Genomic DNA, 26,236 nt, shown 5'->3' with positions numbered 1-26,236 from the left:
AAAGGACATCCCCGGTGGTGCGGGCGTTACATAGTTATCGCGCCTGGCAAATGACCACTCGGCACTCTTCATCAAACTGTCATCGAACTGTGGCAGCGCGCTTGAACAAACTTCATCAGACTCGCGCTCTACTGGGGTTCTGTGTTTCGGTGTTTTTCATGTTCAAGGGAATTTTTGCAATCGCGGCGTTGTTGGCCGCGGTTTTTTTCGTTCCGGCGTCTTCTGCGGCGTCGCGTTGTGATGTCAACGTTCCGACCGAACGGGTCGATCTGGAGCAGGTGAGCCTGGCGTACCAGAGCATCGGTCGTGCGTCGGATCCTGCATTGTTGCTGGTGATGGGGTTGGGCGGGCAGTTGATCCACTGGCCGGACGAAGTGGTGGTCGCCCTGTGTCAGCAGGGTTTCCGGGTGATCCGCTATGACAACCGCGACGTCGGTCTGTCGACCTGGCGCCAGGCGCCGGCCGAAGCCAACCTGACGTTTGAAGTGTTGCGCTACAAACTCGGCCTGCCGGTGGCGGCGCCTTACAGCCTGACCGACATGGCCGACGATGCGCTGGGCCTGATGGACGCGTTGCACGTCGAGCAATTCCACGTGCTCGGCGCGAGCATGGGCGGGATGATCGCTCAGCACCTGGCGGCCATGGCGCCGCAGCGGGTCGAGAGCCTGACGCTGATCATGACCAGCTCTGGTGCCGAAGGCCTGCCGGCGCCGAGCGCGGCACTGGTGCAATTGCTGTCGCGACGCGGTGCTCCCAACCGTGAAGTGGCGCTGGAGCAGCAAGCGGATCTGCTGGCGGCGCTGGGCAGCCCGACAGTCACCGATGATCGCCAGATGCTGTTGCATCAGGCGGCGGTGGCCTATGACCGGGCCTTCAACCCCGAAGGTGTGAAGCGCCAGATCATGGCGATCCTCGCCGAACCGAGCCGGGTGGCGCTGCTCAATCAGTTGCGGGTGCCGACCCTGGTGGTGCACGGCACCGCCGATCCATTGCTGCCGGTAATGCACGGCGTGCATCTGGCGGCGCACATTCGCGGCAGTCAGTTGAAGCTGATTCCAGGGCTGGCCCATCGCTTCCAGGAGGCGTTCAAGGCGCCGTTGCTGGCGGCGGTGTTGCCGTATTTGCAGCAGCACCGTGAAGACACTTCACACTGGGCGCAGATCGAACCGGTGGGCGAGCGCAATCTGCTCTAGCGGGTGTATCGTGCAGGTCTTTGACCACGATTGAACGCGCGAGGTGTGTCATGAGTTCTGCCCTGAAAATCGATTTTGTCAGCGACGTGTCCTGCCCATGGTGCGTCGTCGGTCTGTACGGTTTGTTGCGGGCGCTGGAGATTCTGCGCGACGAGGTGCAGGCCGAGATCCGTTTTCAGCCGTTCGAGCTCAATCCGAAGATGGGCGCCGGAGGGCAGAACATCGGCGAGCACATCCAGGAAAAATACGGATCGACTCCGGAGCAATCGCAAAAGAATCGTGAAGTGATCCGGGCCCGTGGCGCCGATGTCGGTTTCAGTTTCCGCACTGATTCCAACAGCCGCATCTACAACACCTTCGATGCTCATCGGCTGCTGCATTGGGCCGGGGAGGAGGGCTTGCAGTTACCGTTGAAAGAGGCGTTGTTCAAGGCTTATTTCACCGATGGCGGCAACCCGTCCGATCACTCGCAACTGGCGCAGATTGCCGAAAGCGTCGGTCTCGACCGGCAGCGCGCCGAAGCGATTCTGGCCTCTGACGAATTCGCCACCGACGTGCGCAAGGAAGAACAATTGTGGCTGTCGCGCGGCGTGAGTTCGGTGCCGACCGTGGTGTTCAACGAGCAATACGCGGTGACTGGCGGGCAGCCTGTGGACACCTTTGTCGGGGCGATCCGGCAGATCATGAGTGAGGCGAAGGGCGGCACGGTGAACTGAGGCCCTGAGGTTCCCGGGCAATGCCCGGGAACCCGGATCAGCGGACGATCTTGTCGACGTGAATCCCCAGTTTCTTCAGGCGATACCAGAAGCTGCGCTCGGAAATCCCGATCAGTTGCGCCGCCGCAGCCTGCACTCCGTTGCTCTGGGCCAGCGCGGCGAGGATGTAGGCTTTTTCCACTTCTGCCAGCGCCGCTTCCAGGTCCGCCGGCACGCTGCCTTCGGCGACCAGCGCTCCCGGCTGGGTCGGCTGTGAGGCGAACAGATAGGCCGGCAGGTCCTGCTCTTCAATCTGCGCGCCGGACGCCACGATGGTCGCGCGCTCGACGCAGTTCTGCAGTTCACGAATGTTTCCCGGCCACGAATAACGGGCCATCGCCTGCAACGCCTCGGCACTGAAACCGCTGAAGCGCTTGCCCGCCGCAGCGCCCAGGGTATGGGCGAAATGCCGGGCGAGCGGCGCGATGTCTTCGACCCGCTCCCGCAAGGCCGGCAACGGAATAGGGAACACATTGAGGCGGTAATACAGGTCTTCGCGAAACTCCTTGTTGGCCACCGCATCCAGCAGGTTCTTGTTGGTCGCGGCGATGACCCGTACATCGACCTTGCGCTCGCGTGGATCGCCCACCGGTTCGATGATGCGTTCCTGCAAGGCGCGGAGAATTTTCGCCTGCAGCGCCAAAGGCATCTCGCCGATTTCATCGAGAAACAGCGTGCCTTTGTCCGCCTGCTGGAAACGCCCGACCCGGTCCGCCACTGCACCGGTGAACGCGCCTTTGCGGTGGCCGAACATTTCACTTTCCAGCAGCCCTTCCGGGATCGCCGCGCAGTTGACCGCGACAAACGGCTTGTCGGCGCGATTGCCGTGCTTGTGGATGGCCCGGGCGACCATTTCCTTGCCGGTGCCGCTTTCGCCGGTCAGCAGAATGGTGGCGTTGCTTTCGCGCACCGAATCGATTGCGCTCAAGACCCGGCGAAAGCTCGGGCTGTCGCCCACCAGACTGTCAATCTGCTGGTGTTCGTCGAGTTCGGCGCGCATGCGCAGGTTGTCTTTGAGGATGTCGCGAAATTGCAGGGCCTTGCTGACGGTGATGTCCAGCTCATCGATGTCGAAAGGTTTGGCGATGTAGTCGAAGGCGCCGTTGCGCATCGATTGCACGGCATTTTTCACTGTGCTGTAAGCGGTCATGACGATCACCGGCAACTGCGGGTAGCGGTTCTTGATTTCCGCCAGCAGTTGCGGGCCGTCCATGCCCGGCATGCGCCAGTCGCTGATCACCAGATCGATGTCCTCGGACTCCAGCACCTTGAGTGCGTGCAGGCCGTTGCCTGCGGTAAACACCACAATGTCGTTCTGACTCAAGGCCGATGCCAGCAGGTCGCAGAGCTTGGGCTCATCGTCCACCACCAGTACGTTATGCGTCATCGCTGTCCTCGTCGTCATCTTCACCGTTGGCCGGGATGTAAAGGCTGAAGGTGGCCCCGGCATCTTTTTCACTGACGCATTCGACGCGCCCGTCATGGTTTTCCATGATCGAGAATACCTTGGCCAGGCCGAGTCCGGTGCCGGAGGCTTTGGTGGTGACGAAGGGTGTGAAGATCCGTTCGAGCATATCCGCTTCGATGCCCTGGCCAGTGTCGCTGATGCTGATGACCGTATTGTGCTCGTCGCGACGAATGCCCAGGGTCAGGCGACCGCCGTCGGGCATGGCATCGATGGCGTTGACGATCAGGTTCAGGGCCGCCTGCTTGAGTTGCCGTGCATCGGCGTACAGGGTAGCACCCGGCGCGCGATCGTCGATCTGCACATCGATCTTGTGGCTGGCCAGTTCCGGAGCGCAGAAGCCCACCAGTTCATCCACCAGCGGCCGTGCCAGCTGGGTCGAGCGCAGCGGTGCACTGGGTTTGGCAAAGTCGAGAAATTCGGTGATCAGGTCATTGATGCGGCTGACTTCACTGACCACGTATTCCAGATGACGCTTGTCGGTCTCCGGCAGGTCGGCGCGCCGGTGCAGCAATTGCGTGGCGGTCTTGATGATGCCCAGCGGGTTGCGGATTTCATGGGCCAGGCCCATCGCGACTTCACCCAGCGCATGCAAGCGATCCCGGCGTCGCAGCTGCGATTCCAGATGCTGTAACTCGCCGAGGCGTTCGCTCATGTGGTTGAAGATGCTGCTCAGCTCCGCCAGCTCATCGCCACCGGTGACCGGCAGGCGCTGACGGTAATCCCCGGCGATCACCGCTTGCACGCCTTTGGCCAGACCACGCAGCGGCTGGGTCAGGCGCTGCGAAACCAGCCAGCCGACGGCCAGCGACGCCGCCGAACTCAGGATGAAAATCAGGATGAACAAATTGCTCTGATTGACCAGCCCGACCAGAGTGGTGTGGCGCAACAGACCGCTGAAGACGACGCCTTGCAGTTCGCCGCTTTCGTCGAGAATCGGACGGTAGATGCCGCTGTAGCGACTGGTCGACTGCTCGATCGGTTGCTTGGTGCGGCGCAGTTGCTGCTCGATGTTCTCCGGCACGACTGTCGGGTGATCTTCGAAACGCTGAGTGGAGAATATTTCCGAGAAGTCATTTTCCTTCGCCAGATACAGGCGCAAGTCCAGCGAGTGCACGTCGGCCACACTGGTCAGGAAGCTGTTGTCGAGGTAGGTCACGACGATCAGTTTGTACTCGGTACCTTCCTGATCGGTCTCGAAGGTCGATACCACTGCACCGGTTGCCACGCCGCCGACCTGCAGAGTCTGCAACACGGCTTTGGGTGCCAGGCTGATTTGCCGCACGATGTCATCGGCGGCGGTGCTGAACACCACTTTGTGATCGCTGTTGCGCACCAGCGCGACCACGTCGATGCCCATGGAGTCAGCAATGTCGGCGGTGAGCTTGTCGCGACGGGCCGACTGGCGGTCCGTTGGCGGACGGGTGTAGCGCAGGAATAACTGCGCGGCGCGGGCATTGTCGCGCACGATTTCGCGGATCTCGTCCTCGACGATCTTGGTCGATTCCTGCAGCCAGATCCGCACGTTGCTGTCGAAAATCTGCGACAGGGTAGTGGCCGCCAGTTCCGCGGCGATCATGGTCGGAATCACGCTGACCAGCCAGAACGCCAGCACCAGTTTGCGTTGCAGGCTCCAGCCGGAGAGGGCGAAGGGTCGGGCGGTGGCGCGTCGGTATTTGCTCATCATGCTCGCTTATTGTTGTTCGCTTATCGCAGTCGCCATGGCCGGATCGGTGCGGTCCGGGCGGATGAAAATCTTCACCAGCCGCAGCAGTTGATTGAGCACGGGATGGCGGTGGCGGAAAAACACAGTGTTGCCGATGAACGAGCAACCCAGGCGCAGCTTACTGGCATAACCGGCCTGGCCGCACGCGTAGATCGGGATGCGGTGTTCAATACAGTAGCCGACATTGGCCAGCCAGCTGCGCATGTACAGTTTGTGCTCGCGGGTCCTGGCCAGATCGTGGGCGAAGAATTTATCCACCAGCCGCTGTTCGTCCAGCAGCACCAGATTGAACGCCACCAGCTCATCATCAACCCAATACAAAACGCAGGCGGCCCGCTCGTCGAGGTGTTCCAGCACCTGGCGAAAGTACGCGGCCGGCAGGCATTCGAAGGTCAGGTCGCTGCGCGCCAGTGTCGCTTCGTAAAGCCGCATCATGGTCGGCAGCAGGTCGTCCACCGAACGTCGCCATTCGATTCGCGGTCCTGCACCGCGCAGGGTCCGGCGCAAGTCCTTGCGGGTAGATTTCCCCAGGGTGCCGAGGTAGGCGTCAACCGAAGCGAATTTGATCGGCAGCTCGGCACCGGGCAATCCCGGCATGCTTTGCAAACCGGCCTCGCGGCAGGCCTGCAACCATTGCGGGTTGCGATGGGAAGCATCCTTGACGGCCAGCAGGCCGACCCCGGCCTGGTCCGCATCCTCACGAGCCAGTTTCAGCAGGCGTGCGAACAGTGACGGCAAATGTGCCGGATCGATAGTCGGGAGGGTGCCGACGTGACACTGCTCCGCCACCGGTGAGCCGAGGGCGTACAGGCGAATGTCGAACAGTCCCGGCCAACAACTGCGCAGCCATTGGCTGAAGCCTTTGACGGTGCCCTGCAGGGTGGTGTCGAGCGAATAAGCCGTGGTGAAGGCCACGACCGCCGCAATCAGGCGGTCGTCTTCAAACAGCGCCAGATAGCGCCAGTGAAAGCCGTCGATGCCGGCCTGTTCAACGGCGCGATAGTAGGCCCAGTCTTCGAGCTCCTCGGGAAAGCAGGCATTCCACGCGTCGCGATCAATCGCTTCGATGGTTGAAAAGGCTTGGGCCGTGATCACGTCGTTTCCTTAACCGGCAAGGCATATCGTTTTGCAGTCGACTCACGCCCGTTGCCGGTATTCCTCGGCCGGCAGGGAGGGAGCGGTGAGCGGCAGGTCGGTGCGGTGGTTTTGGATGAACTGCACACTCAGTTCCACGACGCGTCGGTACTGCAGGTCGACGGTGATCATGTGATAGCAGTCGTCCAGCAGGATCTTCACCACTTCGCCACCGAGCTTGCGTTCCACGTAGTCGGCGTTCCAGCGGCTGGTGATGTCGTCCTCGATGGAATGCAGCACCAGTGCCGGGACGGTGATCGAAGGCATGCGCTTGCGCACCACGGCGTTCATCCGGTGCAATTCGCGCACGGTCACGCCTTCCATGGTCAACAGGCCGGCCTCACTGCTGTGGCCTTCCTTCATCTGTCGTTCGACGATGGCCCGCAGGCGCTCGTTCTTGATGCCGTAGGGCGGTTTCTCTTCGAACTTGCAGATGTGCACGCCAAACGGGATTTTCATCAGCAACGGCGTGAGAAACGCCAGTTTGTTGATGCTCCAGCCGTCGTACTTCAAAGTCGTGGAATACATCAGCAGCCCGGCCACCTGGCCCGGATGCTCGGACGCCACGTACATCGACATCACCGCACCCATCGACAGACCACCGACGAATACCTTGCTGTGCTGACGACGAATGCCGACGAAGGTCTTGCGCACGCCTTCGTACCAGTCGCGCCAGCCGGTGGCCTGCAGGTCGGCATTGCCGCCGCAGTGCCCGGCCAGAGTCGGCACGTACACCGTGCAACCGGCCTTGGCCAGTCCCACGGCGACCCGACGCAACTCCGTCGGGGTGCCGGTGAGGCCGTGGATCAACAACACCGCGACCTCCCCTGTGCCGAGAACGAAACCGGCGTCGCCTTCGCCCAGATCGATCCCGGCCGCGTTCATCGTTTCATCGCCCGGGCCAGCAGACGGTCGAGCAGGGCGATGCCCAGGTCGATTTCCGGGTAGCTGATTTCCAGCGACGGCGCGAGGGTGATCACGTTCTTGTAGTAACCGCCCACGTCGAGGATCAGGCCCAGTTTGCGGCCGTCGATCTCGATGTCGCCTTTCATGCCTTCCTCGACCATGAAGTCCAGGGTGGCCTTGTCCGGGGTGAAGCCGTCCGGGGCGCAGATTTCGCAGCGCAGGGCCAGGCCCAGGCCATCGACGTCGCCGATGATCGGGTAGCGTTTCTGCAGGTCCTGCAGGCCTTCGAGGAAGTATTTGCCCTTGGCCATGACCATCGCGCCGTAGTCGACTTCGCTGGTCATCTTGAACATTTCCAGGCCCACGGCGGTGCCCAGCGGGTTGGAGGCGAAGGTGGAGTGGGTCGAACCTGGCGGGAAGACTTTCGGGTTGATCAGTTCTTCCTTGGCCCAGATGCCGCCCAGCGGGTTGAGGCCGTTGGTCAGTGCCTTGCCGAAGACGATCACGTCCGGTTTGACGTCGAAGTGTTCGATCGACCACAGCTTGCCGGTGCGATAGAAGCCCATCTGGATTTCGTCGACCACCATCAGGATGCCGTGCTGGTCCAGCACATGCTTGAGTTCGCTGTAGAAGTTCATCGGCGGAATCACGTAGCCGCCGGTGCCCTGGATCGGCTCGACGTAGAACGCAGCGTATTCACTGGCGCCGACCTTCGGATCCCAGACACCGTTGTATTCAGTCTCGAACAGACGGGCGAACTGCTGCACGCAGTGGCTGCCGTATTCTTCCTTGGTCATGCCTTTCGGGCCACGGAAGTGGTACGGGAACGGGATGAAGTTGGCGCGCTCGCCGAAGTGGCCGTAGCGGCGACGATAGCGGTAGCTGGAAGTGATCGACGAGGCGCCGAGGGTGCGACCGTGATAACCGCCTTCGAAGGCGAACATCAGGCTCTTGCCGTTGCTGGCGTTACGCACGACTTTCAGCGAGTCCTCGATGGACTGCGAACCGCCGACGTTGAAGTGCACGCGACCATCGAGGCCGAACTTCTTCTTGGCGTCCACGGCGATCATTTCCGACAGCTCGATTTTGCCTTTGTGCAGATATTGGCTGGCGATTTGCGGCAGGGTGTCGATCTGCTGTTTCAGCGCGTTGTTCAGGCGCGGGTTGGCGTAACCGAAGTTGACCGCCGAGTACCACATTTGCAGGTCGAGGTAAGCCTGGTCTTCGGTGTCCCAGACGTAGGAGCCTTCGCAGCGGCTGAAAATGCGCGGCGGCTCGATGTAGTGAACGGTGTCGCCGTAGGAGCAGTACTTGGCTTCTTTTTCCAGAAGGATCTGGTCTTCCTGGGTAGCGATTCGAATATCAGACATGGTGGAAGAGTTCCTGGGTTTCTGTATTGAAAGTTTCCGAGTTGAAAGCTTCGGCATTGAAAGCGGTGGCGTTGGCGGCGCTGGCCTTTGGCAGCAGGGCCAACAGCGCCGGGAGTTCGGCGAAGCTGTCGAAGCGGGCGTAAGGGATCGCGTTACGCTCGCAGTACTCGGCGAGGCGACCCTTGGCGAAGACGAAGTCGGCGGTGGACGACACGCACATGTCGGACTGGCCATCACCGATCACCAGCACCCGTTTGTTGCCGGGCGTGGATTTGCATTTGCAGTTGCCGGAGGCAGCGCGGCAGGCGTCGCTGGAATGCGGGAAGTCGATGCGCCAGCTTTCGTGATCGAGCTGTCGCAGGCGGTTGGCGAGGATCGGCAGCAGGGTCACGTAGTTGCGCGACAGGATCCGCGCGATGCCTTGCTCGATGCCATCGCTGACCACTTCGAACGAAGCTCCCAGGCCGATGGCGTGGTCGACGAAGTCGGGGAAGTCCGGATCGATCTCGATGCTGTCGAAGAATTCCAGCAATTGGCCGGGCGTGGCCTTGACCAGCGAGAGCTGGCGGCTGAGGCATTCACGGGAACCGATTTCACCGGCCAGCCACTGGTTTTCGATCGTTTCCCAACTCGGGTCGGCGAAGCGTTCGAGGATGCTGTCGATCACGTCGGTGCGGGTGATGGTCCCGTCGAAGTCACACACGATATGCCAGTCAATCATCTGCATTACCTATTGGTCAGAGCGCGCTGTGTGCGCTTGCCGAGGGGTAGAGCAGGGACTGTGCCAAGTGCCGGGAACCCCTTGCCGACGGGGCCGATGAGGTGCTTTGGCAATTCGAAGCTACAATTTTTGTAGCTTGCTACAAACAACATGAGTGCTTGCGCGGTGGGTGGCATCCGGGGATTGATGCGCGCATGTTCAATGAAAGGAATGGCCTCATGATGAGGAAGACACTGTTTTTACTCGCGGCGCTGAGCGTTTTTTCAGCAGGCGCAATGGCGCAAGGGATTACCGGGGAGGCGGGCGTGGGCCTGGGTTATCAGCCTCACGACCCGAGTGGCAGCCGTTATGAAACCCGGCCGATACCGTATCTCGATCTGGACTGGGGCGATGTCAGCCTCAGCACCGACGATGGCCTGACCTGGAGCGCCTTGAAGGCCAACGGTTTCAGCGCCGGCCCCTATGTGAATTACCTGCCGGGCCGCACGTCCAACGGCGAACTGCGCGGCTTGCGCGATGTGCCCGACATGGCCGAGGCCGGTGGTTTCGTGCAGTACGCCCCGGCCGACTTCTGGCGGGTGTTCGCCTCCGTTGGCCAGGCCATCGGCGGTAATGGCGGGCAGGGCGGCGTGCTCGGTCGGGTCGGTGGCGAGATCGGTTATCCACTGGGCGGCGGCGTGATTGGCAGCAGCAATCTGACCGCGCATTTCGCCAACGCGCGGCAGAACAACACCTTCTTCGGTGTCAGCGACAAGGAAGCCCTGGCGTCCGGCATCCGCGCCTACAACGCTGGCGGTGGCCTGCAGAACATTGCGCTGACCCAGAGTTTCGAGTTCCCGCTTGGGCCGCAATGGTCGCTGGTGACCAGCGCCAGCTGGATTCACCTGACGAACTCGGCAGCTGACAGCAGCATCGTCAAAAGCGTCGGCGATACCAATCAGGGCGAGGTGCAGATGGCGATCGCCTATAAATTCAAGTGACCCCGGCGGGAACTGGTCTGGCCTTTGCAGACAGCCGTGACGAACCCATTGTTTCAGGATGTTCTTCATGGCTCGCCCTGTTTATCGTCTGCTGGCCCACTCGCTGTGGGACCTGATTCCCATCGCCCTCGGAATGGCCCATTTCGCCTTTGTGGTGTGGCTGGTCCTGGCCTTTCATGAATTGTCGTGGTGGGCGTTGTTGCCGCTGGCGCTGGTTTACGCGGTGAGCCTGTCATGGAGCATCAACAGCATTTCCCACAATCAGATCCACAACGCCTACTTCACACCGGCGTGGCTCAACCGCGCCTTTGATCTACTGCTGTCGGTGACCATCGGTTTTTCCCAGACCCTCTATCGCGATATCCACAATCGTCATCACCGGGGCAATTCGGACCGGCCGGGGGCGGATGGCAAGACCATCGATCCGTTGTCGATCTATCAGCGCGGCAAGGACGGTCAGCCCGAGAATCCATGGGCCTACACCTTCCTGAGTTTTTTTCGCGACGACCCCAAGCCGATCTACGACGAGATGCAGCGTAAACGTCCCGCCGATGCGCGCTGGGTCAAGGTGGAGATCGGTGTGACAGTGGCGTTCTATCTGGGGCTGGCGATCTGTGACTGGCGGGCGGTGCTGGTGTTGCTGCCGTTCTGGTATCTGGGGCAGGCGCTGTCGTCGCTCAACGGTTACTACGAGCATTTCGGCGGCAACCCGGATTCGCCCATCGCCTGGGGCGTCAGCGCCTACAGCCCGCTCTACAACCTGCTATGGATGAACAACGGCTACCACGCCGAGCATCACTACCGGCCGAAAATGCACTGGACCCGGGTCAAGGCGTTTCACCGGGAGATCGCCGGGCAGCAGCGGGAGGCGGGGGTGAAGGACATTCCGGTGGCCCATGGCCTCGGATTTCTGGTGGCGCATCGCAAGGATTGAACCGTAAAAAATGTGGGAGCCGGCAGGCTCCCACGACCGTTCACCTCAGTTTTCCTCGCCCTCGGCCAGTAGCGCAATGCCGCCCATGATCACGGCCACGCCCACCCAGTGCAGCAGGCTGATCTGTTCACCAAGGCCCAGCCACGACCCCAGCAACACCCCGACAAATACCAGCGAACTGAGCGGAAATGCCAGCGACAGGCTGCTGCGCCGCAAAATCAGCATCCAGACAAAGAACGCGCCGATGTAGCAGGCAATCGCCACCAGCACGCCCGGTGCCTGGGCGACGCTGAGTAGCCATTGCAGGGTGAAGTCCATTTGCCCCAGTTGATCACCACCGACCTTGGTCGCGATCTGCCCGCCACTTTCCAGAATGATCAGCAACGCCCAGAGCACCACGGTGCCGAGGCGGCCGTGCAGCCAATCCATCGAGCCATTCCTTTTGAGTATCAGTTGAGAATCAGGCATGGCCGACACACACGAGCATCACGCCCGCCGTAATCACCAGAGTGCCCATCCAGCGACGGCGGCTGACGGTTTCGCCAAGGAACAGCTTGCCGGCCAGCACCACGCCGCAATAGGCCAGTGCGGCGGCGGGGAACAACAGGCTCAGCGGCGCCCGGGACAAGGCTTCGAGCCAGACGAAAAACTCGATCACGTAGGCGCCGATCCCGCACCACAACAGCGGTGCATTGAACACCTGGCCCCAGAACGCCCCCAGCCGAAAACCGCCCTCAAGCTCAGGCAAGCGGTCCAGGCCGAGTTTGAAACAGAGCTGGCCGATCACGTCGAGCACAATGGAAAACGCCACCAGCAGAATCACGGTCAAGGTCATGGGAACAGCTCCTCGAACAACTCGATCAGCGCCTGATTGGTCGCCGAGTTGCGCAGCAGATCGGTTTCGCTCCAGCGCTCGGCCGGGGGCTGGTCGGACTTGGCTTCCCAGCGTTTGAACGCGTTGCTGAAGGCCGGGCGGGCGAACTCGCCGCAGATGTCGATGCCGATCACGCGCTTGCTGGCGGCGAGGCTGCGGATGGCCTGAAGCAAATGGCTCAGGCGCATCTGGCCCTGATCCCAATTGGTCGCGGCGTCTTCGCTGGCCAGCACGTCCTTGTCGATGGTGATCCACACGGCTTGGGTCGGAAGGCTGGCGATCATCCGCTCGAGAAACGCCGACCAGTCCTGATCGGCCAGGTTGTTCCAGTGCAGCAGGTTTTCCTGTTGCTGATGGCCGACGCCGTCACCCACCCGCCCCCAGACTTTCGACGGCGGATGCTGCCAGGGGAACAGCTGCAACACCCCGCGTTTGAGGGCGCCGAGATTGCCACCCTTGATCTGCGGATTTTGCAGGTCATCGCTGCACGGCCCGAGGGTGACGATGCGTTCGATGTTCGGCAGTTTCAGCGCCTGATTTACCCACGAGCCGCAGTGGCGACGGGGGGCAAAGTGAACCCAGTCGGGATGATTGTCGAAGTGGATCAGGCTCACTGGCTCCGGCAAGTCAGTCAGAAAGGCCGGGGTCAGATGGTGATAGTCGCCGGAGCCGACGAAGAAGATTTCCGGCGCAGGGCCGCTGTGCCGGGGCCGCTCACGCAGGCGTTCGGCAAAGCGACGGAAGGTGCGTTCGCTGGACCAGAGCCGCAGTTTCGGGCCCAGGTCGAGCAGGTCCAGGCGCCGGGCGCGGCCGCTGTCGAGCAGCCGCGCGATGGACGCCTGAGCGGTCAGGCTGTGGTCGAGATCTAAAATATTCAAGGTCGCAATTCACCCTTGGCAGACCCTCCCAGACACCGGCCTCATCGAACATGAGCGCCGGCCGGGCGGGCTTTCGGGGGTAAATGCAAGGGACGGGCCAGCCCCTCTCCCGCACGGCAGCTCAGGCGTGCAGGCGGACCCAGACGCTGACCAGCACCGTCGCCGCTATCAGCCACGCGACAGCCGCGACGGCCAGCGAAGCTTCGAGGCGCATCCGGTCGACCATCACATACAGCGTCGCCAGATAAACGAAGTAGGGAATGATTGACCACATGCCAAACACGATGGTGGTCTTCAGGTCTTCGACCGAACGGCCCTTGCCGACGATGTAGTGGGCGATCAGGGCGAAGGTCGGAAACAGCGGCACCAGACCGGCGATGTAATAGTTTTTGGTCTTGGCCAGCATGGCGAGGATCACCACCACCGCCGCACCGAGAAAGGCTTTGAAAATCAGATCCACATCGTTCTCGCTTAATGGCTCAGACCGTATTTTTTCACTTTGTCGAACAGCGTGGTCTTGGCCATGCCCAGTTCCAGACTGGCCTGGGTCAGGTTGCCGCCGCTGCGTTGCAAGGCATCGCTGAGCAGATTGCGTTCGAAGGCTTCCACCGCTTCGGCGAACGCCAGGCCCTGACCGCCACTGCCGGCACCAGACTTCTTGAACGCGGGCAAACCGAGGGCGAAGCGTTCGGCGACGTTGCGCAATTCGCGCACGTTGCCCGGCCAGTCGTGGCTCATCAGGCTGGACAGGGTCTGGTTGTCCAGCTCCGGCAGTGCGCGGTCGAAGCGCAGGGCCGATTGCTGGGTGAAGTGTTCGAACAGTTGCAGGATGTCTTCGCGACGCTCACGCAGAGGCGGCAATTCCAGCGTCACCACGTTGAGGCGGTAGTACAAGTCGCTGCGAAACTCGCCGGCCTTGCTCGATTCGTCGAGGTCGGACTTGGTCGCCGCGATCACCCGGCAATCCACCGCCACGCTCTGGTTCGAACCGAGGCGTTCGAGGGTGCGTTCCTGCAACACCCGCAGCAGTTTGATCTGCAACGGCAGCGGCATGCTTTCCACTTCATCGAGGAACAGCGTGCCGCCGTCGGCGTGTTCGATCTTGCCGATGCGCCGCTTGCCGGCGCCGGTGAAGGCGTTGGCCTCATGGCCGAAGATTTCGCTTTCGAACAGGTTTTCCGGCAGGCCACCGCAGTTCAGCGCGACGAATTGCTTGGTGTGGCGGCGGCTGAAGTCATGCAGGCAACGGGCGACCAGTTCCTTGCCGGTGCCGGTCTCGCCTTCGATCAATACATTGGCCGAAGTGTCGGCAACGTTGGCGATCAGTTCACGCAGGTTCTGCATCGCTGGCGAGCGACCGATGATCCGTCCTTCAAGGGAATCACGCTCGGCCAGTTGCCGGCGCAGGGACGAGACCTCACGAGCGAGGCTGCGTTGCTCCAGCGCACGCCGGGCCACATCCACCAGCCGTTCCGGGGAGAACGGTTTTTCCATGAAGTCGTAGGCACCTTTCTGCATCGCGCCGACCGCCATGGAAATGTCGCCGTGACCGGTGATCAGCACCACCGGCAGGCTGCGGTCCCGTTGCTTGAGGCGGGTCAGCAGCTCCAGGCCATCGATGCCGGGCAGGCGGATGTCACTGATGACAATGCCGGCGAAATTGTCGCCGACCCGTTCCAGCGCTTCTTCGGCACTGCCGACGCCGATGCAGGGGATGTCTTCCAGGGTCAGCGCCTGCTGGCAGCCGAGCAGCACATGGGGATCGTCTTCGACGATCAGCACACTAAGGTCGTTGTTCATATTGGCTCGGCAGGAGTAGGGCTTACCAACGGTAAACTGAGGACGAAGGTGGTACCACCGCTGGCCGGGTGCTCGACACCCAGATGTCCGCCGGTGGCGGCTGCCAGGCTGGCCGAAAGGGTCAGGCCGAGGCCAAGGCCCTGTTCGCCGGGTTTGGTGGTGAAGAACGGTTCGAACAGATGCTTGCGCGCTTCGGCGTCGATACCGTGGCCGTTGTCGCGCACCCGCAGGCGATATTTGCCGTCGAATTCTTCGCCTTCCAGCCACAGCTCCGGCAACGGTTGTGCCTGCATGGCGTCGAGGGCGTTGCCGATCAGGTTGACCAGAATCTGCTCCAGTCGCGTCTGGTCGATCTGCACCTGCACATCAATGAACTGACGATGCACTTGTAGGGATGCTTGCTCGACCCGAGCGCCGAGCACTTGCAGTGCGGCATCCACCGCCTTGCCGAGGCTGGCTCGACCCTTGTCGTCGCCGCGCCGGGCGAACGAGCGCAGGCTGGCGGTGATCCGGCCCATGCGGTCGATCAGGTCGTTGATGGTTTTCAGGTTGGTGCTGGCGACGTCGAGCTGACCTCGTTCCAGAAAGCGAATCGTATTGCCGGACAAGGTGCGCATCGCTGCCAATGGCTGGTTCAGTTCGTGGGCGATGCTGGTGGACATCTGACCGATGGCTGCGAGCTTGCCCGCCTGCACCAATTCGTCCTGAGCGCGGCGCAGTGTCTCTTCGGCCTGACGGCGTTCGCGGATCTGACTCTTGAGCCGGTCATTGCTGGCGCGCAGGTCGGCGGTGCGTTCGGTAATCCGACGCTCCAGCTGATTGTTGGCTTCCTGCAGGGCTTCCCGGGCGGCGAGTCTGGTGGCGATGACCTTGCGGCGCTCGTTCCAGGCAATCAGCAGGAACGCCACCAGCGCAAAGGCGACCGCCACCAGGATTCCCTGATTGATCGCTTCGCGCCGCAGGTCCTGCAACGGCGTGAGCAGGGTGAAATTCCACGGCGTGTCACTCAATGGCCGGGTCTGCGCCAGGTAACTGATGTTCTCTTCGTCGCGGTCCTGTTGCGGCAGGACTTCGCTGTTGGCCGGGAACGTGAGTTTTTCCACGCCTTCGGCCAGGGTTTCCCGCGCCAGCGGTTGCAATTCGTTGAGCGGGAACCAGTAGTATTGCAGGCTGCGGGCAAGTTTTTCCTTGGTCTCGTCACTCAGCGGCACCACGGACTTGAGGCGACGGGCCGGATCGCTGGAGAGGATGATGATGCCGTTCTCGTCACTGACGAAGGCTTCCAGGCGCGCCCGTTGCCAGCGCTCTTCCATGGCCTCCATGCGCACCTTGACCACCGCGACGCCGATGATCTTGCCGTGCTCTTCCAGGCCGTGGGCCAGGTAATAGCCCGGTTCGCCGTTGGTGCTGCCGATCCCGTAGAAGCGTCCGGGTTCGCCACGCACGGCTTTCTGGAAGTAGGCGCGGAAGGACAGGTCTTCGCCGAGATAACTGTCGACATCGCGCCAGTTGCTGGTGGCCATGACACGACCGGTGGTGTCCATGACGTAGATGGCCCGACTGCGGCTGCGCCGGTTCAGGCCCTCCAGATAATCGTTGACCGTTTGCCGGTGTTCCGGGGTCGGGTCGCCGAGCAACTGTGAAACACTCGATTCGAGTTCCAGCAGGCTGGGCAGGTAGGTGTATTTGCTGATTTCGCTTTCAACGGCGCGGGCGTTCAGTTCGAGCTGGCGCTGGCCGTTTTCGCTGAGGCTGCGAATGCCGAAGCGTTCACTGATCCAGAAGCCGGCGTAACCCAGTCCGATCATCAGGATGATGACCAGCGGCGGCAAGAACAAATGGCGGATCAGACGGGGTTTCACGGCAAGTGATGGCGTGGTTGCGCGATAGAGATTGGGGTCGCATTTCATCACAGATGCCTTGGGTCAACCACCCGGATTCCCCGACAGTTGCTGTCGGGGAGTCCGGCAGTTTTTTAGTGCTGCAGGATTTTCTCGAGGAAATGCTGCGCGCGTTCGGAGCGCTGGCTGATGTCGCCGAAGAACTCTTCCTTCTTGCAGTCTTCGATGATCTTGCCGGCATCCATGAAGATCACGCGGTCAGCCACTTTGCGGGCGAAGCCCATTTCGTGGGTCACGCACATCATGGTCATGCCTTCGTGGGCCAGTTGCACCATCACGTCGAGCACTTCGTTGACCATTTCCGGGTCCAGCGCCGAGGTGGGTTCATCGAACAGCATGACGATCGGGTCCATTGCCAGCGCACGGGCGATCGCCACGCGCTGTTGCTGACCGCCGGACAGTTGGCCGGGGTGCTTGTGGGCGTGAGCCGACAGGCCGACACGATCAAGCAGTTGCAGGCCTTTCTTGGTCGCTTCTTCCTTGCTGCGGCCCAGTACCTTGATCTGCGCGATGGTCAGGTTTTCGGTGATGGTCAGGTGCGGGAACAGTTCGAAATGCTGGAACACCATGCCGACGCGCGAGCGCAGTTTCGGCAGGTTGGTCTTCGGATCGGCAATCGACGTGCCGTCGACCACGATATCGCCTTTCTGGAACGGCTCCAGTGCGTTGACGCACTTGATCAGCGTCGACTTGCCCGAACCGGACGGACCGCAGACCACGATCACTTCACCCTTTTTGACCTCGGTGCTGCAATCGGTCAGCACCTGGAAGTCCCCATACCACTTGTTGATGTTCTTGATAGAGATCATACGGCGAACCTTTTTTGCAGACGCTTGACCAGCTGCGAGGCGGCAAAGCTGATGATGAAGTAGACGACACCGGCAAAGATCAGGAACTCATTGGAGCGTCCGATGATGTCGCCGCTGGAGCGGGCGGAGTTGAGGAAGTCCACCAGGCCCACGGTGTAGACCAGCGAGGTGTCCTGGAACAGGATGATGCTCTGCTGCAGCAGCAGCGGGGTCATCTTGCGAAACGCCTGGGGCAGGATGATCAGGCGCATCATCTGGCCGTAGGTCATGCCCAGTGCCTGGGCGGCACCCATCTGTCCTTTCGGAATCGACTGCACGCCGGCACGGACGATTTCGCAGAAGTACGCCGCTTCGAACATCATGAAGGCCACGATGCACGAGGTGAACGCGCCGATCGGCGTGTCTTCGCCGGTGATCCAGCGCAGCACGAAAGGCACTGCCAGGTAGAACCAGGTGATCACCAGCAGCAGCGGGATCGAACGGAAATAGTTCACGTAGGCGCCGGCGAGGTTCGACAGCAGTTTGCTGTGGGACAGACGGCACAACGCAAGGATGGTACCGAGGATGATCCCGCCAACCACGCCCAGCGCCATCAGCTTGAGGGTCATCAGCATGCCGTTCCACAGGCCGGGAATGGCCGGGACGATGCCACTGAAATCGAAGTCCATCATTTACCCCCTACGGAGATCAGGCCGGGCACGGAGACTTTCTTCTCGACCATGCGCATCAGCAGCATCAGGCTCATGTTCAGGGTGAAATAGATCAGGGTCGCCAGGGTAAAGGCTTCAAACAGGTTGGCCGAGAACTCGGCGGTCTGTTTGGTTTGCGCCAGCAGTTCCATCAGACCGATCAGCGAGGCCACGGAGGAGTTCTTGAACACGTTCAAAAATTCCGAGGTGAGCGGCGGAATGATGATCCGGTAGGCCTGGGGCAGCAGCACGTTCCAGTAGATCTGCGGCAGCTTGAAACCCATGGCGCGGGCGGCGGATTCCTGGCCACGTGGCAGCGCCTGGATACCGGTGCGAACCTGTTCGCAGACACGGGCGGCGGTGAACAGGCCCAGGCACACGACAACGCTCAGGTAGGCCGAGGTGGTCGGGTTCAGGTCCTGTTTGTACCAGTCCTGCAGGTTCTGCGGCAGCATGTCGGGTACCAGGAAGTACCAGATGAACAGCTGAACCAGCAGCGGCACGTTGCGGAACAGTTCGACGTAGCAGGTCGCGATGCCCGCCACGATGCGGTTCGGCACGGTGCGCATGATGCCCAGCAGCGAGCCCAGCAACAGGGCGATGATCCAGGCCACGACGGCGATGGCGATGGTCCAGCCTAAACCTGCGATGAACCAGTCGAGATAGGTCTCGCTGCCCACGCCGGTGGACTTGAAGAACACGCCCCAGTCCCAGTTGTAATTCATTAGGGTCTCCCCTCGATTCGATCGATGTACAAGTGCCCGCCTGGGGAAGATCCTTTCCCGTCTGACGTTGAACGTCAGGCACACGCGATCGGCTCGAAAACCACCAGGTCGAGTGTTCCAGTTGAAACCAGCAGGTATTAACTGTCGCCCGAGGGAGGGGTGGCTCCCTCAGGTGACAAGGTTAGATCAGTGTCAGATTTTTACGTCTGGCGCAGGCTTGTCGCTCGGATTGGCGATCAGCTCTTTAACCTTTTCGCTCATCGGGAAGTTCAGGTTCAGGCCCTTCGGCGGGATCGGGCTTTCGAACCATTTGCTGTAGATCTTGTTGATCTCGCCGGACTTGTAGAGCGCGACGATGGCGTCGTCTACAGCCTTCTTGAAGGCCGGATCGTCTTTACGAACCATGCACGCGTAGGCTTCAAAGGACTGTGGAGTACCGGTGATGACCCAGTCGTCCGGCTTCTTGGCTTTGGCTTCTTCGCCGGCCAGCAGGGCGTCGTCCATCATGAAGGCGACGGCGCGGCCGCTTTCCAGCATCTGGAAGGATTCGCCGTGGTCTTTGGCGGAGATGACGTTCATGGCCATCTGCTTGTCAGCGTTCATCGCCTTGATGATGCGCTCGGAGGTGGTGCCGGCGGTGGTCACGACGTTCTTGCCTTTCAGGTCGGCAAAGTCAGCGTAGGACGGCTTGCCTTCCTTGTCTTTCTTGACCAGCAGGCGGGTGCCGATTTCGAAGATGTTGACGGTGAAGTCGACCTGCTGGGCGCGTTCGGCGTTGTTGGTGGTGGAGCCGCACTCGATATCCACGGTGCCGTTCTGCACCAGCGGGATACGGGTTTGCGAGGTGACCAGGTTGTACTTGGCATTCAGGTCAGGCTTGTTCAGGTCTTTTTTCAGGGCTTCGACGATAGCGACCTGAATGTCGTGGGAGTAGCCCACGGGTTTGCCCGAAGCATCGGCGATGTAGGAGAAAGGAATGGAGCTGTCACGATGCCCGAGGGTGATGGTGCCCGAGTCGTTGATCTTCTTAAGGGTGCCGGTGAGCTCGGCAGCGAAAACTGGTGTGCTGATCAGAGCGGCAGCAATGGCTGCGCCCAGGATATGGGGAACGATGCGCATCAAATTTTCCTCGACATTGTTTTTTTTATGGAGCCGGTTGAGCGGGCCCTTTTGTGCTTTGAATGCCTGACGGCTCCTGTTGTGCTGGCGCAACAGGCATTCGTCGAAGGAGTGTAGAGCATGACTCGTGCCAGACCAGTTGCTACAAGTTAACTTGTTGATTTATTTGATTATTAAGGTTTTGTGATGGTGTTTTTCGGCGTTTCTGATCCGGTTATCCGAATCGATTGACAGGTCGCGTTCGGAAAACCGAACATCATGCATAGCCAGTTGTTTCAGCCTGAATGCAAAAAGCCCCCGAATCTCTCGATTCAGGGGCTTTTCGTTTTACCGGCGGATCGATCAGGCCGCTTCGATCTTGCGGTTCTGCTCGACCTGGTTCAGGTAGGCCGCCAGTTTTTCCTGTTCGGCCGGGGTGGTGAACAGGCCCAGCTTGCTGCGGCGCCACAGGATGTCGTGGGCTGTAGTGGCCCACTCTTCGGCGCACAGGTAATCGACTTCACGGGTGTAGAGACCGCCGCCGATGTGTTCACCCATGTCGGCGAGGCTGTCCACGCCTTCGAGCATGCGCCAGGTGCGGCTGCCGTAGGTGGTGGCCCAGCGGCGGGCGATTTCACTTGGCACGAAGTCGAACTTGTCGCGGATCAGCGCGCTCAAGGCCTGCGGCGTGGTCATGTCTTCGCCGCCCGGCAGAGTGGCGGTGGCCGTCCAGCTCGGACGCATCTGGGTGAAGAACGGCATCAGTTGCACCATCGCCGACTCGGCGAGTTTGCGGTAGGTGGTCAGCTTGCCGCCGAATACCGACAGCAACGGGGCCTCTTCAGTGCTGCCCGACAGCGCCAGGGTGTAGTCGCGGGTCACGGCCGAAGGGTTGTCGGATTCGTCGTTGCACAGTGGGCGTACGCCCGAGTAAGTGTGCAGGATGTCGTCACGGCTGATCTGCTTCTTGAAGTGGGCGTTGACCACTTTCAGCAGGTAATCGGTTTCGCCGTCGGTGATCGCCACTTTGGCCGGATCGCCGGTGTACTCGCGGTCGGTGGTGCCGATCAGCGTCAGGTTGTTCAGGTACGGAATGGTGAAAACGATGCGCTGATCTTCGTTTTGCAGAATGTGCGCGTGATCGCCTTCGTACAGCTTCGGCACGATGATGTGGCTGCCCTGAATCAGGCGGATGCCGTACGGCGATTCCATCTTCAGGTCGTCGCGGATGAACTTGGCGACCCACGGGCCGGCGGCGTTCACCAATGCCTTGGCGGTGATCGAGAACAGGCTGCCATCGGCGCGTTCCAGGTTCAGGTGCCACAGGCCTTTGGCGCGACGAGCGCTGACGCAACGAGTCTGGGTGTGCACATGGGCGCCTTTTTCACGGGCGGCCATGGCGTTCAATACGACGAGGCGGGCGTCATCGACCCAGCAATCGGAATATTCGAAGCCTTTGGTGATTTCGCTTTTCAGCGCACTGTCGGCGCCGAACTTCAGGCTTTTGGAACCTGCGAGTTTTTCGCGCTTGCCGAGGTTGTCGTACAGGAACAGGCCGGCACGGATCATCCAGGCCGGACGCAGGTGCGGGCGGTGCGGCAGTACGAAACGCATAGGTTTGACGATGTGCGGGGCCTTGGCCAGCAGCACTTCGCGCTCGGCCAAGGCTTCGCGCACCAGGCGGAATTCATAATGTTCGAGGTAGCGCAGACCACCATGGATCAGCTTGCTGCTGGCCGACGAGGTGTGGCTGGCCAAGTCGTCCTTTTCACAAAGGAACACCGAAAGACCGCGACCGGCGGCATCCGCTGCGATCCCCACGCCATTGATCCCGCCGCCAATGACGGCGATATCGTAGATCTCGGAGATAGGGGGCGTACGCAAGGTAGAGGTGGACATCGGCTGGCCTCGGGCTCTTTTGATTTTCTGTCTTGGAAATCGAACATTAATGTTCATTTGCGAAAATGGTAGCCCATAAAGACGCGCGCAGCCAGTCGACTTCGATTGAAAAAACTCATCGAAGGGCGGAGAAAGGAAAATATTCGAACATCAGATGCGCACAAGGCGCCGATGCAGGCGCCTTGTGCGGGGTGGGGGTTAAACGACTTCCAGGCGAATCTTGTGCTGACTCAGCAGTTGCGCCAGGGCCGGCACCGGTTGCTGGTCGGTCACCAGGCAATCGATCAGGCTGATCGGACCGAGGCGAATCATCGCGTTACGCCCGAACTTGCTGGAGTCCGCCGCCAGGATCACCTGCCGGGCATTGGCGATGATCGCCTGGGACACCCGCACTTCCTGGTAATCGAAGTCGAGCAGGCTGCCGTCTTCGTCGATGCCGCTGATGCCCACCAGCGCAAAGTCGACCTTGAACTGGTTGATGAAGTCCACGCTCGCCTGACCCACCACGCCGCCGTCGCGACGGACATTGCCGCCGGTGAGCAGCACATCGAAATCATCCTTGGCGCTGAGCATCGAGGCGACGTGCAGGTTGTTGGTGATGATTTTCAGGTGGCTGTGATTGAGCAGGGCGCGGGCGATGGATTCGGTGGTGGTGCCGATGTTGATGAACAGCGAGGCGTGATCGGGAATCTGTGCGGCGATGGCTTCACCGATGCGTTGTTTTTCATCGCGCATCTGATCGGCGCGCATTGCATAGGCGGTGTTTTCGACGCTGGAATCATAGGCGGCGCCGCCATGGTAGCGACGCAGCAGATTGGCTTCCGCCAGTTGATTGATGTCGCGGCGGATGGTTTGCGGGGTAACAACGAACAGCGTGGCCATTTCCTCGATGCTCACATAGCCGCGTTCGCGGACCAGCTCGAGGATTTGCTGCTGACGGGGAGGCAGATTCATGGGGCTTCCTTTGGGCTGCCGTGCAAAATTTGCCCATGATGCCGCAGGAATCCGCTCCCGACCAGTTACATGCCGTTACCAGTCCTCAGACTGGCTTATTCAGCGTCCTCACGTTCCCAGTCACGGGTACGGCTGACGGCTTTTTTCCAACCTTTATACAGCTTCTCTTTTGCCGCTTCGTCCAGGCCCGGTTCGAACTCGCGCTCGATCACTGCCTTGCCGCGCAATTCTTCCAGGCTGCCCCAGAAACCGCACGCCAGACCTGCCAGGTAAGCGGCACCCAGTGCAGTGGTTTCGCGCATTTGCGGGCGCTCGACCTGAGTACCGAGGATGTCGGCCTGGAACTGCATGAGGAAGTTGTTCGCCACCGCACCACCGTCCACGCGCAGGGCTTTGAGGCGTTCGCCGGAGTCCTGTTGCATGGCGTCGAGCACGTCGCGGGTCTGGTAGGCAATCGATTCCAGCGCAGCGCGGATGATGTGATCCACACGCACGCCGCGAGTCAGGCCGAACAGCGCGCCACGGGCATATGGGTCCCAGTAAGGAGCACCGAGGCCGGTGAAGGCAGGCACCAGGTAGACGCCGTTGCTGTCCTTCACTTTATTGGCGAAGTATTCGGTGTCGTGGGCGTCGTTGATGATTTTCAGTTCATCGCGCAGCCATTGCACGGTCGAGCCGCCGTTGAACACAGCGCCTTCAAGAGCGTAAGCCACTTCGCCGCGCGGGCCGCAGGCGATGGTGGTGAGCATGCCGTGCTGGGATTTCACCGCCTTGTCGCCGGTGTTCATCAGCAGGAAGCAACCGGTGCCGTAGGTGTTTTTCGCCTGGCCCGGCTCCACGCACATCTGGCCGAACAGTGCAGCTTGCTGGTCGCCGGCAATACCGCCGATGGCGATGCCGCTCTTGGTGCGGCCGTAGATTTCCGAGGAGGCTTTGACTTCCGGCAGCATTTCGCGCGGGATGTCGAGGATCTCCAGCATCTTCGAATCCCACTCCAGCGAGTGGATGTTGAAGAGCATGGTGCGCGAGGCGTTGGTGTAGTCGGTGACGTGCACCTTGCCGCCGGTGAATTTCCAGATCAGCCAGCTGTCGACGGTGCCGAACAGCAGTTCGCCGTTGCGCGCACGCTCACGGCTGCCTTCGACGTTGTCGAGGATCCACTTCAGTTTGGTGCCGGAGAAGTACGGGTCGGTGACCAGACCGGTGTTCTCACGGATGTAGTCTTCATGACCGTCGCGCTTGAGCTGCTGGCAGATCTCGGTGCTGCGGCGGCATTGCCAGACGATCGCGTTGTAGACCGGGCGGCCGGTGGTCTTGTCCCAGACCACGGTGGTTTCACGCTGGTTGGTGATGCCGATGGCGGCCACCTGGTCGTGATGCAGACCGGCCTGGGCCAGCGCTTCGACCATCACCGCGCTCTGGGTGGCGAAGATTTCCATCGGGTCGTGTTCGACCCAGCCGGCTTGCGGGTAATGCTGGGCGAATTCGCGCTGCGCGGTGCAGACCACGTTCGCATCGCGGTCGAAAATGATCGCGCGGGAGCTGGTCGTACCCTGATCGAGGGCAATGATGTAGTTCTTATTCTGAATGTCGGTCATGTCGATTGCCTTGGACGAAATAAGGGAGAGTGGGCCGTGGCGCAGGTTCGAATGGGCAGGAACCTGCGCCGACTGTTTCAAGAAGTTCTTGGTTTGCCGTCAATGGCCGGTTCTGCATCCTTTGTAGCAGGTGTGGCGCCGGTCAGGTGACGGGCGATCAGCCCGCGATACCCGGCAGCGCCGAGGCAGGCACCGACAATCGGTGCAAAAATCGGAATCAGGAAATACGGGATTTCACGTGCACCGGTGAAGGAAATTTCACCCCAGCCCGCAAAGAAAGTCATCAGTTTCGGTCCGAAGTCGCGAGCCGGGTTCATCGCGAAACCGGTCAGCGGGCCCATCGAGCTGCCGATCACGGCAATCAGCAAGCCGATCAGCAGCGGCGCCAGCGGGCCTTTTGGCAGGCCGTTGTTGTCATCGGTCAGGGACATGATCACGCCCATCAGGATCGCGGTGATGATCACCTCGACCAGGAAAGCCTGGGCGGTCGACAGCGCAGGGTTCGGGAAAGTTGAGAACACCGACGCCAGTTCAAGGCTGGCGGCCGAGCCACGAACCATATGGTGAGTTTGTTCGAAATCGAAGAACAGGTTGCTGTACAGCGTGTAAACCAACAGCGCACCGCAGAAGGCGCCGGCGACCTGGGCGAGGATGTAGAACGGCAGTTTGCGCTTTTCGAAGTCGGCGAAAATGCTCAGGGCGATACTGACGGCAGGGTTCAGGTGCGCACCGGAAACTCCGGCGGTGAGGTAGATCGCCATGCTCACGCCGACGCCCCAGATGATGCTGATTTCCCACAGGCCGAAGCTTGCGCCCGCGACCTTGAGCGCGGCGACGCAGCCCGTACCGAAAAAGATCAGCAGTGCAGTACCCAGAAACTCGGCCAGGCACTGGCTCGAGAACGATGGTTGCTGTAACGCAGTTGTCATTGAAAACCTCGGTTTTTGTTGTTGTCTGGCGCGATTGCCGACAGGGCAAGGCGCGATTTTCGCCGGGGCAGGATCCCCATCCTGTTCCCGGTTTACTGCTGGGTGCTGCGGTGATGATAATTCTTACATTATTCAGATTCGAAAAAATATAGACAAGAAACAAAGCTGTCAAAGGTCGAAAGTGAACCGTCAGTCACAAATAAACTATCAGTCAGGTGAATGATCCTGCGAGGCACTCGTAGGGCAATGCGGCTGTCAGCCTGCAAGCCCTGGGAAACGTGGCGCGCAGTAGAGCCTTTTACGTGGCGATGGCCTAGAATCCGGCGCAGGATTTTTTGCCACTGCCGAGCCTGGAGCTGCCATGACCCCTGCGTTGGACTTGTTGAAAAAAGTTCGTGCCGAACATCGCGTGCACAGTTACGAACATGACCCCAAGGCGGCATCCTACGGGCTGGAGGCCGCGGAAAAGCTGGGGCTGGAGCCGGCGCAGGTGTTCAAGACGCTGCTGGCGGCCAGTGAAAAAGGTGAATTGCTGGTCGCGGTGGTGCCGGTCGTCGGAAGCCTCGACCTCAAAGGGCTGGCCCACGCCGCCTGCGTGAAGAAAGTGGAAATGGCCGACCCGGCCGCCGCGCAACGTTCCACCGGTTACCTGTTGGGCGGCATCAGCCCGCTGGGGCAGAAAAAGCGCCTGCGCACCTTTATTGATAATTCCGCGCAGGGTTTTGCGACCATTTATGTCAGTGCCGGTCGACGCGGCCTGGAAGTCGAACTGGCGCCCGCGGTCCTCGCCGAGCACACCCAGGCGAAGTTCGCCGACATTGGTCGCGCCTGAGTTCTGTATGAAGAAAATTGGCCGGTTCTGTCACTGGCGATGAACGAGCCGTAGCGGCATGCTCTT

The 26,236-nt window shown here is 60.8% G+C and carries 25 protein-coding genes; 5 read left to right on the top strand and 20 right to left on the bottom strand.

Annotated elements, in window-relative coordinates; all coding sequences use genetic code 11:
• Positions 1-158: 158 nt before the first annotated feature.
• Both NH234_RS24010 and NH234_RS24005 read left to right on the top strand, forming a co-directional pair.
• Complete coding sequence (locus NH234_RS24010) at positions 159-1,193, top strand: alpha/beta fold hydrolase (RefSeq protein WP_367254471.1); 1,035 nt, start codon at positions 159-161, stop codon at positions 1,191-1,193.
• A 50-nt stretch (positions 1,194-1,243) separates the two neighbouring features.
• Complete coding sequence (locus NH234_RS24005; RefSeq protein WP_085730154.1) at positions 1,244-1,909, top strand: DsbA family oxidoreductase; 666 nt, start codon at positions 1,244-1,246, stop codon at positions 1,907-1,909.
• A gap of 37 nt (positions 1,910-1,946) precedes the next feature.
• On the opposite strand, the gene NH234_RS24000 is transcribed toward NH234_RS24005, so the two are convergent.
• The 6 genes from NH234_RS24000 to NH234_RS23975 are packed head-to-tail and all read right to left on the bottom strand — an operon-like array spanning position 1,947 to position 9,270.
• Positions 1,947-3,335 carry a sigma-54 dependent transcriptional regulator gene (locus NH234_RS24000; protein WP_085730155.1) on the bottom strand — a complete coding sequence of 463 codons (1,389 nt, stop codon included), beginning with the start codon at positions 3,333-3,335 and terminating at the stop codon, positions 1,947-1,949.
• Positions 3,325-5,097, bottom strand: a complete 1,773-nt coding sequence (locus NH234_RS23995; RefSeq protein ID WP_367254470.1) for an ATP-binding protein — start codon at positions 5,095-5,097, stop codon at positions 3,325-3,327. Before NH234_RS23995 ends, NH234_RS24000 begins: the two co-directional genes overlap by 11 nt.
• A gap of 9 nt (positions 5,098-5,106) precedes the next feature.
• Positions 5,107-6,234 carry a GNAT family N-acetyltransferase gene (locus NH234_RS23990; protein WP_085730157.1) on the bottom strand — a complete coding sequence of 376 codons (1,128 nt, stop codon included), beginning with the start codon at positions 6,232-6,234 and terminating at the stop codon, positions 5,107-5,109.
• A gap of 42 nt (positions 6,235-6,276) precedes the next feature.
• Positions 6,277-7,158: an alpha/beta fold hydrolase gene (locus tag NH234_RS23985; protein ID WP_085730158.1), complete on the bottom strand. Its 882-nt coding sequence runs from the start codon at positions 7,156-7,158 to the stop codon at positions 6,277-6,279.
• A complete protein-coding gene (locus tag NH234_RS23980; protein ID WP_085709465.1) occupies positions 7,155-8,549 on the bottom strand; it encodes an aminotransferase class III-fold pyridoxal phosphate-dependent enzyme in 1,395 nt (464 codons plus the stop codon). The genes NH234_RS23985 and NH234_RS23980 overlap by 4 nt, the downstream gene beginning before the upstream one ends.
• Positions 8,542-9,270: an HAD-IB family phosphatase gene (locus tag NH234_RS23975; protein WP_367254468.1), complete on the bottom strand. Its 729-nt coding sequence runs from the start codon at positions 9,268-9,270 to the stop codon at positions 8,542-8,544. Before NH234_RS23975 ends, NH234_RS23980 begins: the two co-directional genes overlap by 8 nt.
• A gap of 218 nt (positions 9,271-9,488) precedes the next feature.
• Here NH234_RS23975 and NH234_RS23970 point away from each other — a divergent pair, with 218 nt between their 5' ends.
• Entirely contained in the window at positions 9,489-10,250 is a 762-nt protein-coding gene (locus tag NH234_RS23970) for a MipA/OmpV family protein (protein WP_367254467.1), read from the top strand.
• 67 nt (positions 10,251-10,317) lie between these two features.
• On the top strand, positions 10,318-11,184 hold the full coding sequence (locus NH234_RS23965) for a fatty acid desaturase (RefSeq protein WP_367254466.1): 867 nt from the start codon (positions 10,318-10,320) through the stop codon (positions 11,182-11,184).
• A gap of 45 nt (positions 11,185-11,229) precedes the next feature.
• Here the strand turns inward: NH234_RS23965 and NH234_RS23960 are convergent, their stop codons facing one another.
• The 14 genes from NH234_RS23960 to NH234_RS23895 all read right to left on the bottom strand — a co-directional run bounded on the left by NH234_RS23960 (position 11,230) and on the right by NH234_RS23895 (position 25,338).
• Positions 11,230-11,652, bottom strand: coding sequence for an EamA family transporter (locus NH234_RS23960; RefSeq protein WP_134827966.1), 423 nt, complete (start codon positions 11,650-11,652; stop codon positions 11,230-11,232).
• Positions 11,645-12,019, bottom strand: coding sequence for an EamA family transporter (locus tag NH234_RS23955; RefSeq protein WP_085730163.1), 375 nt, complete (start codon positions 12,017-12,019; stop codon positions 11,645-11,647). Before NH234_RS23955 ends, NH234_RS23960 begins: the two co-directional genes overlap by 8 nt.
• On the bottom strand, positions 12,016-12,936 hold the full coding sequence (locus NH234_RS23950) for an arginase (RefSeq protein ID WP_085730164.1): 921 nt from the start codon (positions 12,934-12,936) through the stop codon (positions 12,016-12,018). The genes NH234_RS23955 and NH234_RS23950 overlap by 4 nt, the downstream gene beginning before the upstream one ends.
• A gap of 121 nt (positions 12,937-13,057) precedes the next feature.
• Positions 13,058-13,387, bottom strand: coding sequence for a GlpM family protein (locus NH234_RS23945; protein WP_170929652.1), 330 nt, complete (start codon positions 13,385-13,387; stop codon positions 13,058-13,060).
• 20 nt (positions 13,388-13,407) lie between these two features.
• Complete coding sequence (locus NH234_RS23940; RefSeq protein ID WP_085709473.1) at positions 13,408-14,736, bottom strand: sigma-54 dependent transcriptional regulator; 1,329 nt, start codon at positions 14,734-14,736, stop codon at positions 13,408-13,410.
• Positions 14,733-16,646, bottom strand: coding sequence for a sensor histidine kinase (locus NH234_RS23935; RefSeq protein ID WP_085730167.1), 1,914 nt, complete (start codon positions 16,644-16,646; stop codon positions 14,733-14,735). Before NH234_RS23935 ends, NH234_RS23940 begins: the two co-directional genes overlap by 4 nt.
• A gap of 65 nt (positions 16,647-16,711) precedes the next feature.
• Positions 16,712-17,446: an amino acid ABC transporter ATP-binding protein gene (locus tag NH234_RS23930; protein WP_085709475.1), complete on the bottom strand. Its 735-nt coding sequence runs from the start codon at positions 17,444-17,446 to the stop codon at positions 16,712-16,714.
• On the bottom strand, positions 17,443-18,117 hold the full coding sequence (locus NH234_RS23925; protein ID WP_170929650.1) for an ABC transporter permease subunit: 675 nt from the start codon (positions 18,115-18,117) through the stop codon (positions 17,443-17,445). Before NH234_RS23925 ends, NH234_RS23930 begins: the two co-directional genes overlap by 4 nt.
• Positions 18,114-18,860, bottom strand: a complete 747-nt coding sequence (locus tag NH234_RS23920; protein WP_085730168.1) for an amino acid ABC transporter permease — start codon at positions 18,858-18,860, stop codon at positions 18,114-18,116. Before NH234_RS23920 ends, NH234_RS23925 begins: the two co-directional genes overlap by 4 nt.
• 192 nt (positions 18,861-19,052) lie before the next feature.
• Positions 19,053-19,979 carry a glutamate/aspartate ABC transporter substrate-binding protein gene (locus NH234_RS23915; RefSeq protein WP_085730169.1) on the bottom strand — a complete coding sequence of 309 codons (927 nt, stop codon included), beginning with the start codon at positions 19,977-19,979 and terminating at the stop codon, positions 19,053-19,055.
• 342 nt (positions 19,980-20,321) lie between these two features.
• Positions 20,322-21,857, bottom strand: a complete 1,536-nt coding sequence (gene glpD / locus NH234_RS23910) for a glycerol-3-phosphate dehydrogenase (RefSeq protein WP_085730170.1) — start codon at positions 21,855-21,857, stop codon at positions 20,322-20,324.
• A 198-nt stretch (positions 21,858-22,055) separates the two neighbouring features.
• The gene (locus NH234_RS23905) at positions 22,056-22,811 is read right to left on the bottom strand and encodes a DeoR/GlpR family transcriptional regulator (protein WP_007953179.1); all 756 of its coding nucleotides are present in this window, start codon (positions 22,809-22,811) and stop codon (positions 22,056-22,058) included.
• A gap of 95 nt (positions 22,812-22,906) precedes the next feature.
• Positions 22,907-24,409, bottom strand: coding sequence for a glycerol kinase GlpK (glpK, locus tag NH234_RS23900; protein ID WP_367254464.1), 1,503 nt, complete (start codon positions 24,407-24,409; stop codon positions 22,907-22,909).
• A 77-nt stretch (positions 24,410-24,486) separates the two neighbouring features.
• The gene (locus NH234_RS23895) at positions 24,487-25,338 is read right to left on the bottom strand and encodes an MIP/aquaporin family protein (protein WP_367254463.1); all 852 of its coding nucleotides are present in this window, start codon (positions 25,336-25,338) and stop codon (positions 24,487-24,489) included.
• A 361-nt stretch (positions 25,339-25,699) separates the two neighbouring features.
• On the opposite strand from NH234_RS23895, the gene ybaK reads away from it, so the two are divergent.
• Complete coding sequence (ybaK, locus tag NH234_RS23890; RefSeq protein WP_085730172.1) at positions 25,700-26,170, top strand: Cys-tRNA(Pro) deacylase; 471 nt, start codon at positions 25,700-25,702, stop codon at positions 26,168-26,170.
• The last annotated feature ends 66 nt before the right edge of the window (positions 26,171-26,236 follow it).

It is taken from the genome of Pseudomonas sp. stari2, from assembly GCF_040760005.1.
In the GTDB taxonomy this organism is placed as follows: domain Bacteria; phylum Pseudomonadota; class Gammaproteobacteria; order Pseudomonadales; family Pseudomonadaceae; genus Aquipseudomonas.
This window is presented reverse-complemented; position numbering and strand designations above follow the sequence as displayed.

Bases quoted from the DNA above. Each gene is read 5' to 3' on its own strand.
- NH234_RS24010 (WP_367254471.1), top strand. From the start codon at position 159: ATGTTCAAGGGAATTTTTGCAATCGCGGCGTTGTTGGCCGCGGTTTTT.
- NH234_RS24005 (WP_085730154.1), top strand. From the start codon at position 1,244: ATGAGTTCTGCCCTGAAAATCGATTTTGTCAGCGACGTGTCCTGCCCA.
- NH234_RS24000 (WP_085730155.1), bottom strand. From the start codon at position 3,335: ATGACGCATAACGTACTGGTGGTGGACGATGAGCCCAAGCTCTGCGAC.
- NH234_RS23995 (WP_367254470.1), bottom strand. From the start codon at position 5,097: ATGAGCAAATACCGACGCGCCACCGCCCGACCCTTCGCCCTCTCCGGC.
- NH234_RS23985 (WP_085730158.1), bottom strand. From the start codon at position 7,158: ATGAACGCGGCCGGGATCGATCTGGGCGAAGGCGACGCCGGTTTCGTT.
- NH234_RS23980 (WP_085709465.1), bottom strand. From the start codon at position 8,549: ATGTCTGATATTCGAATCGCTACCCAGGAAGACCAGATCCTTCTGGAA.
- NH234_RS23975 (WP_367254468.1), bottom strand. From the start codon at position 9,270: ATGATTGACTGGCATATCGTGTGTGACTTCGACGGGACCATCACCCGC.
- NH234_RS23970 (WP_367254467.1), top strand. From the start codon at position 9,489: ATGATGAGGAAGACACTGTTTTTACTCGCGGCGCTGAGCGTTTTTTCA.
- NH234_RS23965 (WP_367254466.1), top strand. From the start codon at position 10,318: ATGGCTCGCCCTGTTTATCGTCTGCTGGCCCACTCGCTGTGGGACCTG.
- NH234_RS23960 (WP_134827966.1), bottom strand. From the start codon at position 11,652: ATGCCTGATTCTCAACTGATACTCAAAAGGAATGGCTCGATGGATTGG.
- NH234_RS23955 (WP_085730163.1), bottom strand. From the start codon at position 12,019: ATGACCTTGACCGTGATTCTGCTGGTGGCGTTTTCCATTGTGCTCGAC.
- NH234_RS23940 (WP_085709473.1), bottom strand. From the start codon at position 14,736: ATGAACAACGACCTTAGTGTGCTGATCGTCGAAGACGATCCCCATGTG.
- NH234_RS23935 (WP_085730167.1), bottom strand. From the start codon at position 16,646: ATGAAATGCGACCCCAATCTCTATCGCGCAACCACGCCATCACTTGCC.
- NH234_RS23930 (WP_085709475.1), bottom strand. From the start codon at position 17,446: ATGATCTCTATCAAGAACATCAACAAGTGGTATGGGGACTTCCAGGTG.
- NH234_RS23925 (WP_170929650.1), bottom strand. From the start codon at position 18,117: ATGATGGACTTCGATTTCAGTGGCATCGTCCCGGCCATTCCCGGCCTG.
- NH234_RS23920 (WP_085730168.1), bottom strand. From the start codon at position 18,860: ATGAATTACAACTGGGACTGGGGCGTGTTCTTCAAGTCCACCGGCGTG.
- NH234_RS23915 (WP_085730169.1), bottom strand. From the start codon at position 19,979: ATGCGCATCGTTCCCCATATCCTGGGCGCAGCCATTGCTGCCGCTCTG.
- glpD (WP_085730170.1), bottom strand. From the start codon at position 21,857: ATGTCCACCTCTACCTTGCGTACGCCCCCTATCTCCGAGATCTACGAT.
- NH234_RS23905 (WP_007953179.1), bottom strand. From the start codon at position 22,811: ATGAATCTGCCTCCCCGTCAGCAGCAAATCCTCGAGCTGGTCCGCGAA.
- glpK (WP_367254464.1), bottom strand. From the start codon at position 24,409: ATGACCGACATTCAGAATAAGAACTACATCATTGCCCTCGATCAGGGT.
- NH234_RS23895 (WP_367254463.1), bottom strand. From the start codon at position 25,338: ATGACAACTGCGTTACAGCAACCATCGTTCTCGAGCCAGTGCCTGGCC.
- ybaK (WP_085730172.1), top strand. From the start codon at position 25,700: ATGACCCCTGCGTTGGACTTGTTGAAAAAAGTTCGTGCCGAACATCGC.